We start from the raw sequence: 14,685 nt of genomic DNA on the forward strand, positions 1-14,685 counted from the left end.
CTGGGGGCGTTTTACGTTCAAGGTCTCGCCATGGCTACTGATGGCGCTCAATCCTGATAACAATCAACCTTGATGCTTACTCGAGCAAGCTATCCAACTTCAACTCGCCGGCAATCAACTGCCGCTTGGCGGCTACGCTGAGCTGCTTGACGCGATACTCAAGCTTGAGTGCACGCGAACGATCACCCACCGCCTGTTGATAACACAGTGTCAGCGGCCCCTTCCCTCTTAGGGCACGTGCACCGCGCTTGCCACACTCATGCTCGCCTAACCGTCGCATCACGTCCGTGCTGATGCCGGTATATAGACGCCCCTGCGCGGTCAACAGCAGATACAGAAACCACTCACTGCCTGACGGCTTGGCAGCTTCTGGCTCGTCCATGTCCCTGTCAGCCACGCACACTGGCCAGCTCAGCACGTAGCTTGGCCAGCACGCTGTCATAACGATTGGCATCGCTATCGCGACGGGCATTGAAGATGGCAGAGCCCGCAACAAAGGTATCCGCACCAGCACGTGCGATCTCGGCGATATTATCCACCTTCACGCCACCGTCGATCTCAAGGCGGATGTTGTAGCCGGAGGCATCGATACGACGACGTGCTTCACGCAGCTTGTCGAGCGTACCCGGGATGAAGGACTGGCCGCCGAAGCCCGGGTTGACACTCATCAGCAAGATCATGTCGACCTTATCCATCACGTAATCAAGGTAAGACAGCGGTGTGGCCGGATTGAAGACCAGGCCCGACTTGCAGCCTGCGCCACGAATCAACTGCAAGGAGCGATCAACGTGGCCAGAGGCTTCTGGGTGGAAGGTGATGTAGCTGGCGCCCGCCTCGGCGAAATCCCCGATCATGCGGTCCACCGGCGTCACCATCAGATGCGCATCAATTTCGGCCGTAATGCCGTAATCACGCAGCGCCTTGCACACCATCGGCCCAATGGTGAGGTTGGGCACATAGTGGTTATCCATCACGTCGAAGTGAACGATGTCAGCACCAGAGGCGAGTACATCATCGACTTCTTGCCCTAGACGGGCGAAGTCAGCTGACAAGATCGACGGAGCAATCTTGAAGTCGTTCGGCAATAGATCAGACATGTCATCAAGGGCCATCAGGAAGTGGAGATACCATTTTACGTCACCCTCTCACAAAAAACAGGCGACGTGTGAAGGCAATACAAGCATAAAGATGGGCAGTGTATACAGCGCTTAACTGCCAATAAAAAAGGCCAACATGGCGGCGTGCGCATCCGAGAATACAGATCGGTGTTGAAATTCATGTATTAGCATCTGATAGTTAACAGATCCGTCGTGTGCAAAGGGACAAAGCATATGGGCCTCCGGGGTCATATCAACACAACTGCCACACCGGCTGACGGATGCTTGTGCCGTCACGCGCATGGCTCTCGCATCATCTGCTGACCATGCAGCACTCCAATAATGATAAATGGAACATACCACTCATGCTTGATACCTCTCTTGCAGGCTGCAAGCGCCTGAAAATACTGGCCGCATCTGTACTGTTACCGCTGGCAGGTCTCGTTCCGATCACAGCACCGCTCGCCTTCGCTGATAGCTCCGCCATTTTGGAAGGCGAGCGTTTCCATCCGGTGGAAGGCCACAAGGGCATGGTCGCTACCAGCCATTATCTGGCTTCTCAGGTCGCACGTGATGTGCTGGCCGAAGGCGGTAATGCAGTGGATGCCGCAGTGGTCGCTGGCTTCGCGCTCGCCGTGACCCAACCACGTTCGGGCAATATTGGTGGCGGTGGCTTCATGCTGGTCTCCGACGAGAAAACCGGCAAGGTGGTCGCCATCGATTATCGCGAGAAGGCACCGGCAGCCGCCAGCGAGACCATGTTCCAGGACGAGAATGGAGAGGCAGTCTCTGAGTGGTCGCGCTATACGCACCGCGCCGCTGGCGTGCCCGGTACCGTGGCAGGGCTTGCCAAGGCGCTGGAAGATTACGGCACACTGACGCTTGAGCAGGCACTCGCTCCGGCGATCAAGCTGGCGGAAGATGGCTTTGTCATTCCCTCTCGCTTCGCCAAGGGTCTGAGCGATGCCAAGGACCGTCTCGCAAAATGGGACAGCACCGCCAAGGTGTTCTACAAGCCGGATGGCAGCAACTATGCAGCAGGCGAGCTGTTCAAACAGCCCGAACTGGCTGCCACGCTGAAACGGATCGCCACAGAAGGGCCGCGCGAATTCTATGAAGGCGAAACCGCCAAGCTGATCGTCGCCGAGATGGACCGCCACGATGGCATCATGACACTGGATGACCTCAAGGCGTACGAGCCGGAAGTCCGTGAGCCAGTTCACGGCACCTACCGCGGTTATGACATCTTCTCGATGAGCCCGCCCTCTTCTGGTGGCGCGCACATCGTCGAGATTCTCAACATGCTGGAAGGCGATGATATCAAGGCGATGGGCTTCAACTCCGCCGCTACCATTCATGTGATGGCCGAGGCCATGCGCCGCGCCTATGCGGATCGTTCCGAATACCTGGGCGATACCGACTTCGTCGATGTGCCGCTGACCGGCATCATCTCCAAGGACTACGCCAAGGAGCTGCGCGCCCAGTTCGACATGAACAAGGCCACGCCGTCCAGCGAGATCAAGCCCGGTAAACCACAGCCCTATGAGTCCAACCAGACCACCCACTTCTCGATCGCCGATGGAAACGGTCTGGCGGTCTCCAACACCTATACCATCAACTTCAGCTACGGCTCCGGCATCGTCGTGGATGGCGCAGGCTTCCTGCTCAACAATGAGATGGATGACTTCTCCGCCAAGCCGGGCGTGCCGAATGCCTATGGGTTGATCGGCGGCGTCGCCAACAAGATCGAGCCAGGCAAGCGCATGCTGTCCTCAATGAGCCCGACCATCGTGATGAAGGACAGCAAAAACTTCCTCGTCACCGGTAGCCCCGGCGGTTCACGCATCATCACCACCACACTGCAGGTGATCATGAACGTGATCGATCACGGCATGAACATCCAGTCGGCCGTCAGCGCGCCGCGCATTCACCATCAGTGGCTACCGGACGAGATCCGCATCGAGGCGGGCATCAGTCAGGACACCATCCGCCTGCTCGAGGCGATGGGCCACAAGGTCGTCACCAAGGACGCCATGGGGGCCATCCAGTCCGTGATGATCCAGGACGGCACCTTCTATGGCGGTGCCGACCCGCGCCGCTCAACCTCCTCGGCCATGGGGCTGTAAGCGAGCCACATGACGTGATGGTGAATATTGATCGGCCATGACTGGTCAGGTCATCTCTCTCGGGCGACACTTCATGTGTCGCCCGTTTTCGTTTCATGACCTCGTCACTCTGCTTGTCTGATCCGAGACTACATTCATCTGCACCACGTATTTTACAAGGTGGTTTCTTGTCCTCTTCCCTCCGGCCTCTCATGTCTTACGGCTGCTGTTGGCGGCGAATAGCCAATCGTTATCCCGTCGCATTGATTGCACTAGCCCAGCTATTTGGCACCAGCCTATGGTTCACGCCCAACGCGGTATTGATGCCAATGCTGAGCGACTGGCAAATCACAGGGACTGGTGCTGCTGCGCTCAGCCAACTGACAGCCGCCGTACAGGGTGGTTTTATACTGGGCACGCTGGTATTGGGGCTGGCAGGGCTGGCGGACCGCTTTGCAGCGCGCCGCCTATTCATGGCTTCTTGCCTGCTGGGTGCGCTCACCAATCTGGCGCTGCTCGTCGCACCGGGGCTAGTCAGTGCGACCGGATTACGTGTACTGACGGGCTTGGCACTGGCAGGTATCTATCCCATCGGACTCAAGCTGATGGTACAGATCGCTCCACAGCGGGCAGGTGCGGCACTGGGATGGCTGGTCGGCATGTTGGTACTGGGCACTTCGCTACCTCATGGACTGGCGGCACTACAGAATTCCGGTGATCTTGAGCTACCTTGGGGCACGGCTGTCGGTGCGGCATCACTGCTGGCGGTGATCGGGGCCGGATTGGTGGCGACATTGAAGACTCCGGCACCGGCTTCAATCTCGCCGCCCATGGCGACTCATGCTGCAACATCCGCTTCGTCATATTCCTCATCGCCATTGCCCGCCCCGCCCCCCAGTATCATCTCGCGTGCCACACGTGGGCTGGCAGCGTGGCAGCATCCGGGCTTTGTACGTGGTGCGCTGGGCTATTTCGGCCACATGTGGGAGCTCTACACGCTATGGGCACTAGTGCCACTGTTGCTTGCGCAAATGGTGAGCCTGACCGGCGAGACGTTATCGTCGGTACAGCTGGCGCTGCATAGCTTTGTGGTCATTGCGGTGGGAGCACCCGGCTGTGTCATGGGGGGCTGGTTATCACGTAGCTGGGGGAGCCTGTGGGTCGCACGTCTTGGCCTTGCGGGATCCGTCGTCCTGACTCTGATTTTCGTGGCCGCCATGGAGATGGAAGCCAGCTACGCCATATTGCTGGGCCTATTGGCGCTATGGAGCTTGCTGGCAGTGATCGACTCACCGCAGTTCTCTGCCTTGGCCGCCAGCGGTACGCCGATTGAACTGCAAGCCAGCGCGCTAGCCATGATGAACGCATTCGGTTTCAGTCTCTCGCTGGTCTCGATTGCACTCCTGGCACCGTGGGTCGCCAGCCATGGCAGTCTTGTTCTACTCGCACTGCTGCCTGGCCCGTTACTTGGCCTGCTGGCACTGGCACGCACGGTAAAATGATGGAGAATAACAGGAGGTGTAGCTGAAAAGGGACAACGCTGAGCGTAAATTTCCACTACGCTCGATAACCTGACTGCCCCTATACTCGCGCCATTCAGCACATCACTTACCTCTCATGACGAGCGGTCCTTGCTTTGGAGCCCCCCATAATGATGCGTACATTGCGCAACACCTGCATAACCGTGGCAATGATTGCCATTACCTCTCTACTGAGCGCCTGCGGCACCAGCCCTCAGCGACTTTACGTCAATCCTCAAGTCGGTGAGATGGGCGTGGTCGGTCACGGTCAGCAAATCGTGGTTGGGGTGATCGACAAGCGCCCCTCCGAGCGGATCGGCTCACGCGATGGCGCGACCAACGCCTCAAGCTACCTTGTCGTGCCGACTGGCGATCTGACACCGAAGCTTGAAGCACAGACCATCAGCGCGCTACGCCGCATGGGCTTCGTGCCAGTCTCGGCCGAGCAGGCAAATCCAGGTGCCTCCCAGCTGACCATCTCACTGACCGAGCTGGCCTATGGCGTGAAGCGTGGCGGACTGATCACCGATACCGCAGCGCTCAATGGCGTCATTCAAGCCGTAGCAGTGTCCGGCCAGCAGCGCTATACCGGCAGCTATACTGCAACGCGTGACCAGGGCTATGCCCTCAAGCCGAGCCAAAAAAAGAATACTGAGCTGGTCTCCAAGGTGATTGGCGATGCGCTGACGCGCGCTTTCCAGGACACCACACTGATCCGCCAGCTGGACCAGTAGCACTCAGACACTGCTTCAGATATGAAAACGCCCCCGCTGCCAATGGCCAGCGGGGGCGTTTTACATTCTTCATGAGGCAGATTCGATATCGCAGGATGTGTCAGGTGCGCGGTCCTTTACGTACCAGCCCCCATACGGTTTCGCGCAACCCACGTTCATCGGCCGCACGACGCTCCAATACCTCAAGCGTGAAGTTGGAGCTCAGCAGTTGACGCACCTCGTCCTCCGCCACGTGAAACGGTGGCCCCTGCTGCACATCCTGCTCACGCTCTAGGCTGATCAACAACCCTCGCGCGCCCGGCGGCAACAGCTGGGCCAGATGGAAGGCATAGCGCTGACGCGTGGCAGGCGGCAGTGCAATCAGTGCAGCACGATCATAGAAAGCATCAAGATGGTCTACGTGATCAATATGGAAGTGGAAGAAATCACCACACCATAACTCCACCGGTCCCTGACGGAAGCAATCGAAATACTCGAGACGATAGCGCGAAACATCCCCTACCCCTTCAGCCACAAACTGCTCACACGCCTGACGCGCCAGCTCGATACCCAACACTGGATGACCTTGAGCTGCCAACCAGCGCATGTCCAGGCTCTTGCCGCACAGCGGCACCAGCACCTTGGCGCTGGCAGCCACCTCCAGATGTGGCCACCAACGCTCGAGAGCCGCATGTGTCGCCGGGAGATGGAATCCAATCCGTCCTTCCTGCCAGCGAGACAACCAGGGGTCACTGGCGGATCTATCAGAGGCACCTGCTGACATCGTCACTCCCGTTTGTCACACACGATCTGGCTCGACATTGTCAAAGCCTTACAGGAAGCCGTGACGCTTCTTCTTGCGCCTCGGAAGATGCGGCACAATCAGGCCGACCAACAAGCCAGCGCCAGCGACACCGCCGCCATACATGAAGTAACGCACCAGCAAGTCTTGCTTCTGGGTATCCAGCAATGCCTGCATTCTGCCCATCTTGTCGCGCGCCTCTGCAAGCTCGGATGACTGGCTGTTACTGGCCTGCTCCAGCTCCTCGATGCGCGCCTGACGGGTTTCAAGCCCTACCTTCATGTCCGCGACACGGGTTTCCCACTCTTGATCGATACCGTCGAGTCGCGACGTCAGGCTCTTGACCTTGGCACTCAGCGTCGGCACTCGAGCATTGACGCTTTGCGTCTTCTGCAGCTCAGAGGAAGGCAACCACACCACATCACCACTATCCGTGCGAATCTTGCTGTAGTCGTTTTGCACCTCGAGCAACTCAACGGGCTGGCCGGCCTCAACCGTGCCCACGATACGATAGCCATCGGTCGGCCCGCTGCGCACGAAAGTGGTCAAGGCATCCGAGACCCAGTGATCTTCAGCGGCACTGGCAGTCGGGGCAGACACACCCAGCATCAGGCTGCCGGTAATGCCAAGTCCCATCAGTACACGGCGTAATGAACGCAACGTTGCCTCACGGAGTGAACGAGATGAAAAGTTATCAAGAGATGAAAAGCTGCTGAAAGAGAGTAATCGCATCATGTCACGTTCTTCATGGCTGTCTGAGGGCGATGGCCGTCATGCTCATAAGGCTATAGTGATAAGCCCATGGGACTCACTTGCTGAACATGATCAACCGCGAATCGGTGCGCCGAAGCACGCCTTGTCTGCCCATGCGTTGTCTACCAGGTTGTGTAATGCAAGGCTTCCTGCCTGGCATCACTATAGTGCTTGGACGTACCACACATTTCAGTGTCTTCAGACATCCACACTTTCTGTGGATAAGTCTTGGGACAACGTTGGAAGGGAGGACGCGCACGCGGCGAAATGCCTGCCCCGCCAACACATTGTTCATTTTTTAACCAGCTCAGACATGCACGCTATCGGCATGAAAACCTTAACAAATCAAGCCATTGACAGTTCCATGTTCTCGTTACTGCCTATGTCTCGCGGGGACAAAACCGGAAAGAAACATGCAGCCTCAGCCAATCTGCTCGTGAGGATACCACAGCCATCGGCAAGCGGGAGCGCTCGCCATACCCCACCTTTTGAGGAGCTACGCCGACAAGACTGGCCGCATGGACAGCAGCCTCCTATACTGTGCCGTCCTGATTTAGGCCTCGGCAACATGCCGCGCCCCAGACTCCCGATTAGCGTCAACGTCTCGGGACTCATTCATTACAAAGTCGCGCCCCTTCTCCTGACCGCTTCATTCGTCGCCCGTCACCTTGATGTGTCACGGACCGCAGGCGTACGAAGGTTCGGCGCGCAGCTCAGAGCGTTCACACAAGGCAATGGCGAAGAAACTCTTCATCAAGACCCACGGCTGCCAGATGAACGAGTACGACTCCGCTCGCATGGCGGATCTGCTCGGTGAATCCCATCAGATGGAAGTCACGAATGACGAATCCGAAGCGGACGTCATCCTTCTCAACACCTGCTCCATCCGCGAGAAGGCGCAGGAGAAGGTCTTCCATCAGCTGGGACGTTGGAAGAAGCTCAAGGAGAAGAATCCGGCGCTAGTGATCGGTGTTGGCGGCTGCGTGGCCAGCCAGGAAGGCGACAATCTCCGCAAGCGCGCCCCTCACGTCGACATGATCTTCGGCCCTCAGACACTGCACCGCGTGCCAAAGATGCTCGACACTCGTCGTGACAGCCTGAAGCAGATCTCGGTAGTAGATGTGACCTTCCCCGAGATCGAGAAGTTCGACAATCTTCCCGCCCCCACCAGTGATGGCGCCAGTGCCTTCGTTTCGGTGATGGAAGGCTGCTCCAAGTACTGCACCTTCTGCGTGGTGCCGTACACGCGAGGCGAAGAAGTCTCGCGCCCATTCGAGAAGGTGATGGACGAAGTGATTCACCTCGCCGACCAAGGCGTGCGCGAGATAAATCTGCTCGGCCAGAACGTCAACGCCTACGCAGGACTCAATCTACTGGGTGAGGAAATAGATCTCGCCGAGCTGATCAGTTGCGTGGCGCAGGTCGAGGGCATCGATCGCATTCGCTTCACTACCTCACATCCGGTGGAGTTCAAGGACTCGCTGATCGAGGCCTTTGGCGAAATCCCGGAACTGGTCAGCCACCTGCATTTACCAGTGCAGTCAGGCTCCAACCGTATTTTGGCAGCGATGAAGCGTGGCCATGAGCGTGACATGTACATCGACAAGCTCGAGCGTATCCGCACCTTGCGTCCGGACATGAGCTTCTCTTCCGACTTCATCATCGGCTTCCCCGGTGAAACAGATCAGGATTTTGCGGACACCATGGACCTGATCGGCCAGATTGGCTTCGATCACTCGTTCAGCTTCATCTACTCGTCACGCCCCGGCACACCGGCGGCAAATCTCGAGGACGATACTCCCGAGGACGTGAAGAAAGAGCGTCTATTGATCCTGCAAGAGCGCATCAATCAGCAATCAATGCAGATCGGTCGCAAGATGGTGGGCACTACTCAGCGTATCTTGGTATCAGGCTTCTCGCCGCGCGACCCGGGCATGCTGTCCGGACGTACCGAGAACAATCGCGTGGTCAACTTCCGCGCCGCCAACCCGACCGAGCTGATCGGCTACCTGGTGGATGTCGAAATTACCGAGGCCTATCCCAACTCGCTGCGCGGTGAGCTCAGCTCTCCTTATCGTTATTGAGCCAAACCCTCACGAGCCAATAACGCTCAACCCCATCATTATCAAGCAGATAGCCATGGTGGCCGTACAGGACAATTGCCCTCTACGGCCATCGCGCATTAAGCTCGTTGCATCTACGTGTCGCATGCTCATTCCTCGATGGCGAAACGCATGCCCACGCCGACTTCCGCATTCATCTTCACCAGGATATTCGACGCCTTGAGCCACCAGCCCCAGCAAGCCAATCGCATTCTCAACATGACGCTTGAGCCGGCAGACCCGCAACGTCTTGCCAGCCTGACCGGTCAGCGCGACGAGCATCTCAAGCTGATTGAATCCCGACTCGGCGTCACCCTGCGCAACCGTGGTAACGACTTCCAGATTGCCGGCCCCTCAAGTGCCGTCAAGGCCGCCGGCAATGTGCTGGAGCATCTGTACCGCGAGACAGGTGCCGGTGAGGTTGAAGCCGAAACCGTACACCTCTTCTTGCAGGAATCCGGTGTTGAGGCACTGGTAGAAGCTGCTGAAGATAAAGCCATCAGCTACGGTGATGTGGTGGTTCGTACGCCCAAGGTACTGGTTCGCCCGCGCGGTTTTAACCAGCAGGGCTATGTCACCGAGATGCGTAACCACGACATCAATTTTGGCATTGGTCCGGCGGGCACAGGGAAAACCTATCTCGCCGTGGCTGCGGCGGTGGAAGCACTCAACAATCAGGAAGTTCGTCGTATTTTGCTGGTACGTCCTGCGGTCGAAGCCGGCGAGAAGCTGGGCTTTTTGCCGGGTGATCTAGCCCAGAAGATCGACCCATACCTGCGTCCGCTCTACGACGCGCTCTATGAGATGCTCGGCTTCGAGCACGTCAACAAGATGATCGAGCGTCAGATCATCGAGATTGCACCGCTGGCCTACATGCGCGGACGTACGCTCAACAATGCCTACATCATTCTCGATGAAGCCCAGAACACGACACGTGAGCAGATGAAGATGTTTCTGACGCGTATCGGCTTCGGCTCCACCGCCGTGATTACCGGTGATGTCTCGCAGGTCGATCTGCCGCGGGGCACTCTGTCGGGTCTCGCGCACGTGATGGTAGTGCTCAAGGAAACTCCTGGCATCAGTATCACGCACTTCCTGGCCAAGGATGTCGTACGTCATCCGCTGGTACAGCGTATTGTCGAAGCCTATGACAGCTTCGAGGCAGAGGAAGAAAAGCAGGAAGGCGAGCGCCGCGAACAGCGTCAGGCCGAACGCGAAGCCCGCATGGCCACGCTGAATGCTCAGGGCAATGTTTCTGCAAGCAATGCTCCTCAGAACAACACAAACCCCACGACTTCCGGAGGCCAGCAGTGAGCGAAGCGCCTGCCGTCGTCGTTGACCTGCAACTGGCCGTTGACGAGCGTGAATTCGACGGTCAGCCTCTGCCGGAAAGCCATCAGCTGGAAGCGTGGGTCGCCGCGGCGCTCATCGGTGCAGCAGAAGATGGTGCGCTGGATTCCGGCAGCACGCTCTGCGAGCTGACCGTACGTCTGGTGGAGGAAGAAGAGAGCCAGGGCCTGAATCGCGATTATCGCGGCAAGGACTATCCCACCAATGTGCTCTCCTTCCCACATGAGCCGCTGGATCTGGACGACTTCGCCTTGCCGCCGGAGCTGGCCGCTCGCTTTGCCGAAGAAGGTGAGGATGAAAGCGACGAATCATGGCTGGCGGTCGGTGAGGAGGATGCTGATGCTGACCCTGCCCTTGACGCTGATGCCCTGGAGGCACCTTCTTCCGAGGCTGTCAGCTTGGCGTCAGGTGATCTCGACGATACTGATGTGTCATTTGAGCAGACCGAAGACAATGAACAACGCTTTCTGGGTGATCTGATCATCAGCGTCCATGTCGTGGCCCGCGAAGCCCGCGAGCAAGGCAAGACGCTGGAGGCACATTTCGCTCATATGCTGGTTCATGGCACCTTGCACTTGCTCAGCTATGACCATATCGAGGACGATGAAGCCGAGCGGATGGAAGCGCTCGAACGCCATATACTCGCCGGATTGGGATTTTCCGATCCGTACCGGGAAGAGAATCACTGATGCGGATGCATTCCTGCATCCGCATCGACCGCCGCCGAGCACGACAGAGCATGATCCTGTCGTGCTCGACTGCCCCGATACCACCACGACAATGGGGTATCGCCACCGAGGAAAAGAGAAACTAACGCATGAGCGAAGACCGATCGGGAAGCCAATCGAAATCCTGGCTCGATAAGCTGTTCGGCGCCTTCTCAAGCGACACCGACGAACCCAGCTCCCGTAGCGAGCTGCTCCAGTTCCTGTCAGAGGTAGGCCCACGCCTGAATCTCGATCAGGATGCGATTGCCATCATCGAGGGTGCGCTGGAAATCAGCGACCAGCAGGTCCGCGAGGTCATGATCCCCCGCTCTCAGGTGCAGGCCATTCAGGTCGACCAGCGCCCTGAAGAATATCTGCCGCTGATCCTCGAATCGGCTCACTCCCGCTATCCCGTGATTGACGAGAATCTCGATGAGGTACTCGGCATTCTGCTGGCCAAGGATCTGCTGCCGCTGATCTTGCAAAACGACAGCGAGCGCAAGCGCTTCGATCTGCGCGAAGCCATCCGTCCGGCCATGTTCATCCCCGAATCCAAGCGCCTCAACAGCCTGCTCAAGGAATTCCGCGAAACGCGTAATCACATGGCGGTAGTCATTGATGAATACGGCGGTACCGCTGGGCTGGTGACGATCGAGGACATTCTCGAGCAGATTGTCGGTGATATCGAGGACGAGCATGACACCGATGAAGACGAGGATATCCGTGAGCTGGGCGATGGCCAGTACGCCGTCAGTGCACTGACCACCATCGATGACTTCAACGAGCACTTCTCCACCGACTTCTCCGATGAAGAATTCGATACGGTGGGCGGGTTGATGATTCAGCGCTTTGGTCACATGCCACGTCGTCAGGAATCGACCGACTTCACCGGCTGGCGCTTCACGGTACTCAACGCCGACAACCGACGCATTCGCCAGGTTCAGGTCTGCCGACTGGAGGATGCCACCGGTGATGCACCGCCCTCGGAAGAACACCGTGCGCACATCAGCGGTGAATGATGGTGTGAGTCACTGAATGACAGTCTTCACAAGACACTGTATGACACCATCACGCATATCAGACGGGCTAGCGATGTCGCCTGTCATGATGACGGACAATGCCAGACACATCTTTCGGTGTGTCTGGCATTTTACAAGGAGAGCGGTATGTCCGATTCCCCCCGCCCAGCCGCCTTCACCGGCATCTCAATACTGGGTCACGTACTGGCAATCATTGCCGGCGGTCTTGTCACGCTGAGCTTTGCCCCTTTTGATCAATGGTGGCTAGGACCGCTCGGCGCCGGCTTGCTTTACGGCACCTTGCGCATGGAAGGTGGCGGCTTCATGCGCGCCTGGTGGTATGGCGTAGGGCTATTCGGGAGCGGTGCCAGCTGGGTCTATGTCTCGATTCACGACTACGGCTACACCGGAATGCCACTGGCAGTGCTACTCACCATGCTCTTCGTGGCCTGCATGGCACTATTCCCTGCACTCTGGATGGGGTTGTGGCAGCGTTTCTGCTCACGTCGCTTCGATGTGCTGTCTTTCGCGGCCATGTTCGTCATCAGTGAGTTATTTCGTACCTGGGCCTTTACCGGCTTCCCGTGGTTGCTGCTGGGTAACAGCGCTGCCGATTCCCCGCTGGCACATTGGGTGCCAATACTCGGCGTCTACGGCATCTCGCTGATCATCGCGCTCTCCGGCGCGCTATTGTGGAATCTGGCGCTACGCCGCCGCTGGCTGGCCATTGCGCCGCTGGTGGTGCTGTGGGGCGCAGGTCTGCTACTGCCCGCTAACTGGACACAGCCCGGCGGCCAACCTGCACGCGTTGCGCTGCTACAGGGCAACCTGCCACAGCTGATCAAGTGGAGTGCTGAAGGCCAACGTCGCGCTGCCAATACCTACGCCGCGATGACCCGCGCCGTGCAGGACGACGCCGACCTTATCGTCTGGCCAGAAACGGCGCTACCGATGCTGCGCGATCAGGCCGAGCCTTTTCTTGAACGCATTCAGGCAACTCTGCCACCTAAAACCGGTCTTATTACCGGAATAGTGGAACGTGATGCCGATGGTCGCTTCTATAACAGCGTGATTCCCATCGATGCGCCCGGCACTCAGTATCGCAAGGAGCACCTCGTGCCCTTCGGAGAGTATGTGCCGCTGGAGAACGTGCTGCGCGGTGTGATCAGTTTCCTCGATCTGCCGATGTCGAGCATGGCAGCGGGAGGAAGTGACCAGCCGCCACTCAGCGTCAGTGGCCTGCGCATTGGCGTGGCGATCTGTTATGAAATCGTCTACCCGGAACTGGTACGCCAACGCGCACTCAGCTCTACCGTACTACTGACGGTTTCCAACGACACCTGGTTCGGGCACTCCATCGGCCCACTGCAGCATCTGCAGATGGCTCAGATGCGGGCACTGGAGAATGGTCGTTATCTGCTACGTGCAACCAGCAACGGTGTCACTGCGATCATATCGCCGCAGGGTGAAATTCTTGAGCAGGCCCCGCAATTCGAGGAAGCCACCGTCACCGGCGACATTCGTCTGCAACTGGGCATGACGCCCTGGATGCGCTTCGGGATGCTGCCAGTGTGGATATTGATCGCCTTGCTGCTAGCACCGGGGTTGGTTCTAGGTATTACCGAACGTATCGGAGCACGCCGTCAGGTACGTCGTTCATCATAATCATCTGCCGGGCAGACGCCCGGCATAGCATCTGACCAAGCGAGAATGTCATGGGCTTCACCGAGTTACTCGGCATCATCAAGGATCTGATACTGCCGCCCGGCGGGCCACTACTGCTGCTTATTCTGGCTATGCTGATTCTCAAGCGCTGGCCAAGCACAGCACGCGCGTTCATGGCACTGGCCATTCTTACCCTATGGTTGCTGTCATCGCCCGTTGTCTCTACTCGCTTGATGGCTGGCCTGGAGCGCATTCAGCCTAGTGAGCCAGCCGAGTGGATCCAAGCCCAGGCCGTCGTCGTGCTGTCTGGAGGACGCTACTATGATGCCCCGGAGCTACAGGGACGTGATCGCATCAATGGCGAAACACTAAGCCGACTGGATGAGGGAGTCCGTGTCGCGCGTAATGCAGAGCTACCAATTCTGCTCACGGGCGGCAGGGTGTCCTCTTCGGATAGCGGCACACTGGCGGATCTCATGCAGCGCTCGCTCATCGACGAGTTCGACTATCCCGCCCGCTGGCTGGAAAATCGCAGCGAGAATACTCAGCAGAACGCTCTGTACACTCGCGAGGCGCTCAAGAAGGACGACATCAACAAGATCGTGCTGGTGACCAGCGCATGGCATATGCCACGCGCCATGCGTAATTTCCAGAACCAGGGTTTCCGTACCATCATCCCTGCTCCCGTCGGCTATACCTCGGTTTCAAGCCTGGGAATGGATGCATGGATACCCAACAGCTCCGCACTGACCCAGTCCCGCTGGGCCCTGCATGAGTGGATAGGCTGGCTGGTCGGTCGTTGAACTCTGCTTGATCTCATTACTGCATCACAAGAAAGGGCTGCCATTTGGC

General features: G+C 58.0%; 13 protein-coding genes. 9 read left to right on the forward strand and 4 right to left on the reverse strand.

From position 1 onward, the window contains the following. Positions 1-76: 76 nt before the first annotated feature. Positions 77-382: a GIY-YIG nuclease family protein gene (locus tag CFN46_RS03150; protein ID WP_141103621.1), complete on the reverse strand. Its 306-nt coding sequence runs from the start codon at positions 380-382 to the stop codon at positions 77-79. Positions 383-389: 7 nt separating this feature from the next. Continuing rightward, positions 390-1,097, reverse strand: a complete 708-nt coding sequence (gene rpe / locus CFN46_RS03155) for a ribulose-phosphate 3-epimerase (RefSeq protein ID WP_024951398.1) — start codon at positions 1,095-1,097, stop codon at positions 390-392. Positions 1,098-1,462: 365 nt separating this feature from the next. Between rpe and ggt the strand changes: the two genes are divergently transcribed. The 3 genes from ggt (at position 1,463) to CFN46_RS03170 (ending at position 5,456) form a co-directional block, all read left to right on the forward strand. Next, positions 1,463-3,223, forward strand: coding sequence for a gamma-glutamyltransferase (gene ggt, locus CFN46_RS03160; protein WP_088742712.1), 1,761 nt, complete (start codon positions 1,463-1,465; stop codon positions 3,221-3,223). Positions 3,224-3,390: 167 nt separating this feature from the next. Further along, positions 3,391-4,704: an MFS transporter gene (locus CFN46_RS03165; RefSeq protein WP_254918387.1), complete on the forward strand. Its 1,314-nt coding sequence runs from the start codon at positions 3,391-3,393 to the stop codon at positions 4,702-4,704. Positions 4,705-4,853: 149 nt separating this feature from the next. Further along, positions 4,854-5,456, forward strand: coding sequence for a YajG family lipoprotein (locus CFN46_RS03170; RefSeq protein WP_088742644.1), 603 nt, complete (start codon positions 4,854-4,856; stop codon positions 5,454-5,456). 100 nt (positions 5,457-5,556) lie between these two features. Here CFN46_RS03170 and tmpT read toward each other — a convergent pair whose 3' ends face one another. Both tmpT and CFN46_RS03180 read right to left on the reverse strand, forming a co-directional pair. After that, on the reverse strand, positions 5,557-6,219 hold the full coding sequence (gene tmpT, locus CFN46_RS03175) for a thiopurine S-methyltransferase (protein ID WP_024951401.1): 663 nt from the start codon (positions 6,217-6,219) through the stop codon (positions 5,557-5,559). Positions 6,220-6,267: 48 nt separating this feature from the next. Further along, positions 6,268-6,897 carry a TIGR04211 family SH3 domain-containing protein gene (locus CFN46_RS03180; RefSeq protein WP_024951402.1) on the reverse strand — a complete coding sequence of 210 codons (630 nt, stop codon included), beginning with the start codon at positions 6,895-6,897 and terminating at the stop codon, positions 6,268-6,270. Positions 6,898-7,724: 827 nt separating this feature from the next. Here CFN46_RS03180 and miaB point away from each other — a divergent pair. From miaB to CFN46_RS03215, 6 genes are all read left to right on the forward strand, one after another. Beyond that, positions 7,725-9,074, forward strand: coding sequence for a tRNA (N6-isopentenyl adenosine(37)-C2)-methylthiotransferase MiaB (gene miaB, locus CFN46_RS03185; protein ID WP_024951403.1), 1,350 nt, complete (start codon positions 7,725-7,727; stop codon positions 9,072-9,074). Positions 9,075-9,311: 237 nt separating this feature from the next. After that, positions 9,312-10,406: a PhoH family protein gene (locus CFN46_RS03190; protein WP_051510766.1), complete on the forward strand. Its 1,095-nt coding sequence runs from the start codon at positions 9,312-9,314 to the stop codon at positions 10,404-10,406. After that, positions 10,403-11,131: an rRNA maturation RNase YbeY gene (gene ybeY, locus CFN46_RS17835; RefSeq protein ID WP_024951405.1), complete on the forward strand. Its 729-nt coding sequence runs from the start codon at positions 10,403-10,405 to the stop codon at positions 11,129-11,131. Before CFN46_RS03190 ends, ybeY begins: the two co-directional genes overlap by 4 nt. Positions 11,132-11,259: 128 nt before the next feature. After that, positions 11,260-12,168: an HlyC/CorC family transporter gene (locus tag CFN46_RS03205; protein ID WP_024951406.1), complete on the forward strand. Its 909-nt coding sequence runs from the start codon at positions 11,260-11,262 to the stop codon at positions 12,166-12,168. A 147-nt stretch (positions 12,169-12,315) separates the two neighbouring features. Continuing rightward, positions 12,316-13,833: an apolipoprotein N-acyltransferase gene (lnt, locus tag CFN46_RS03210; protein WP_024951407.1), complete on the forward strand. Its 1,518-nt coding sequence runs from the start codon at positions 12,316-12,318 to the stop codon at positions 13,831-13,833. A gap of 50 nt (positions 13,834-13,883) precedes the next feature. Continuing rightward, positions 13,884-14,636 carry a YdcF family protein gene (locus CFN46_RS03215; protein ID WP_088742645.1) on the forward strand — a complete coding sequence of 251 codons (753 nt, stop codon included), beginning with the start codon at positions 13,884-13,886 and terminating at the stop codon, positions 14,634-14,636. The last annotated feature ends 49 nt before the right edge of the window (positions 14,637-14,685 follow it).

The sequence above is a fragment of the Cobetia sp. QF-1 genome (assembly GCF_002213105.1).
Lineage (GTDB): Bacteria > Pseudomonadota > Gammaproteobacteria > Pseudomonadales > Halomonadaceae > Cobetia > Cobetia crustatorum.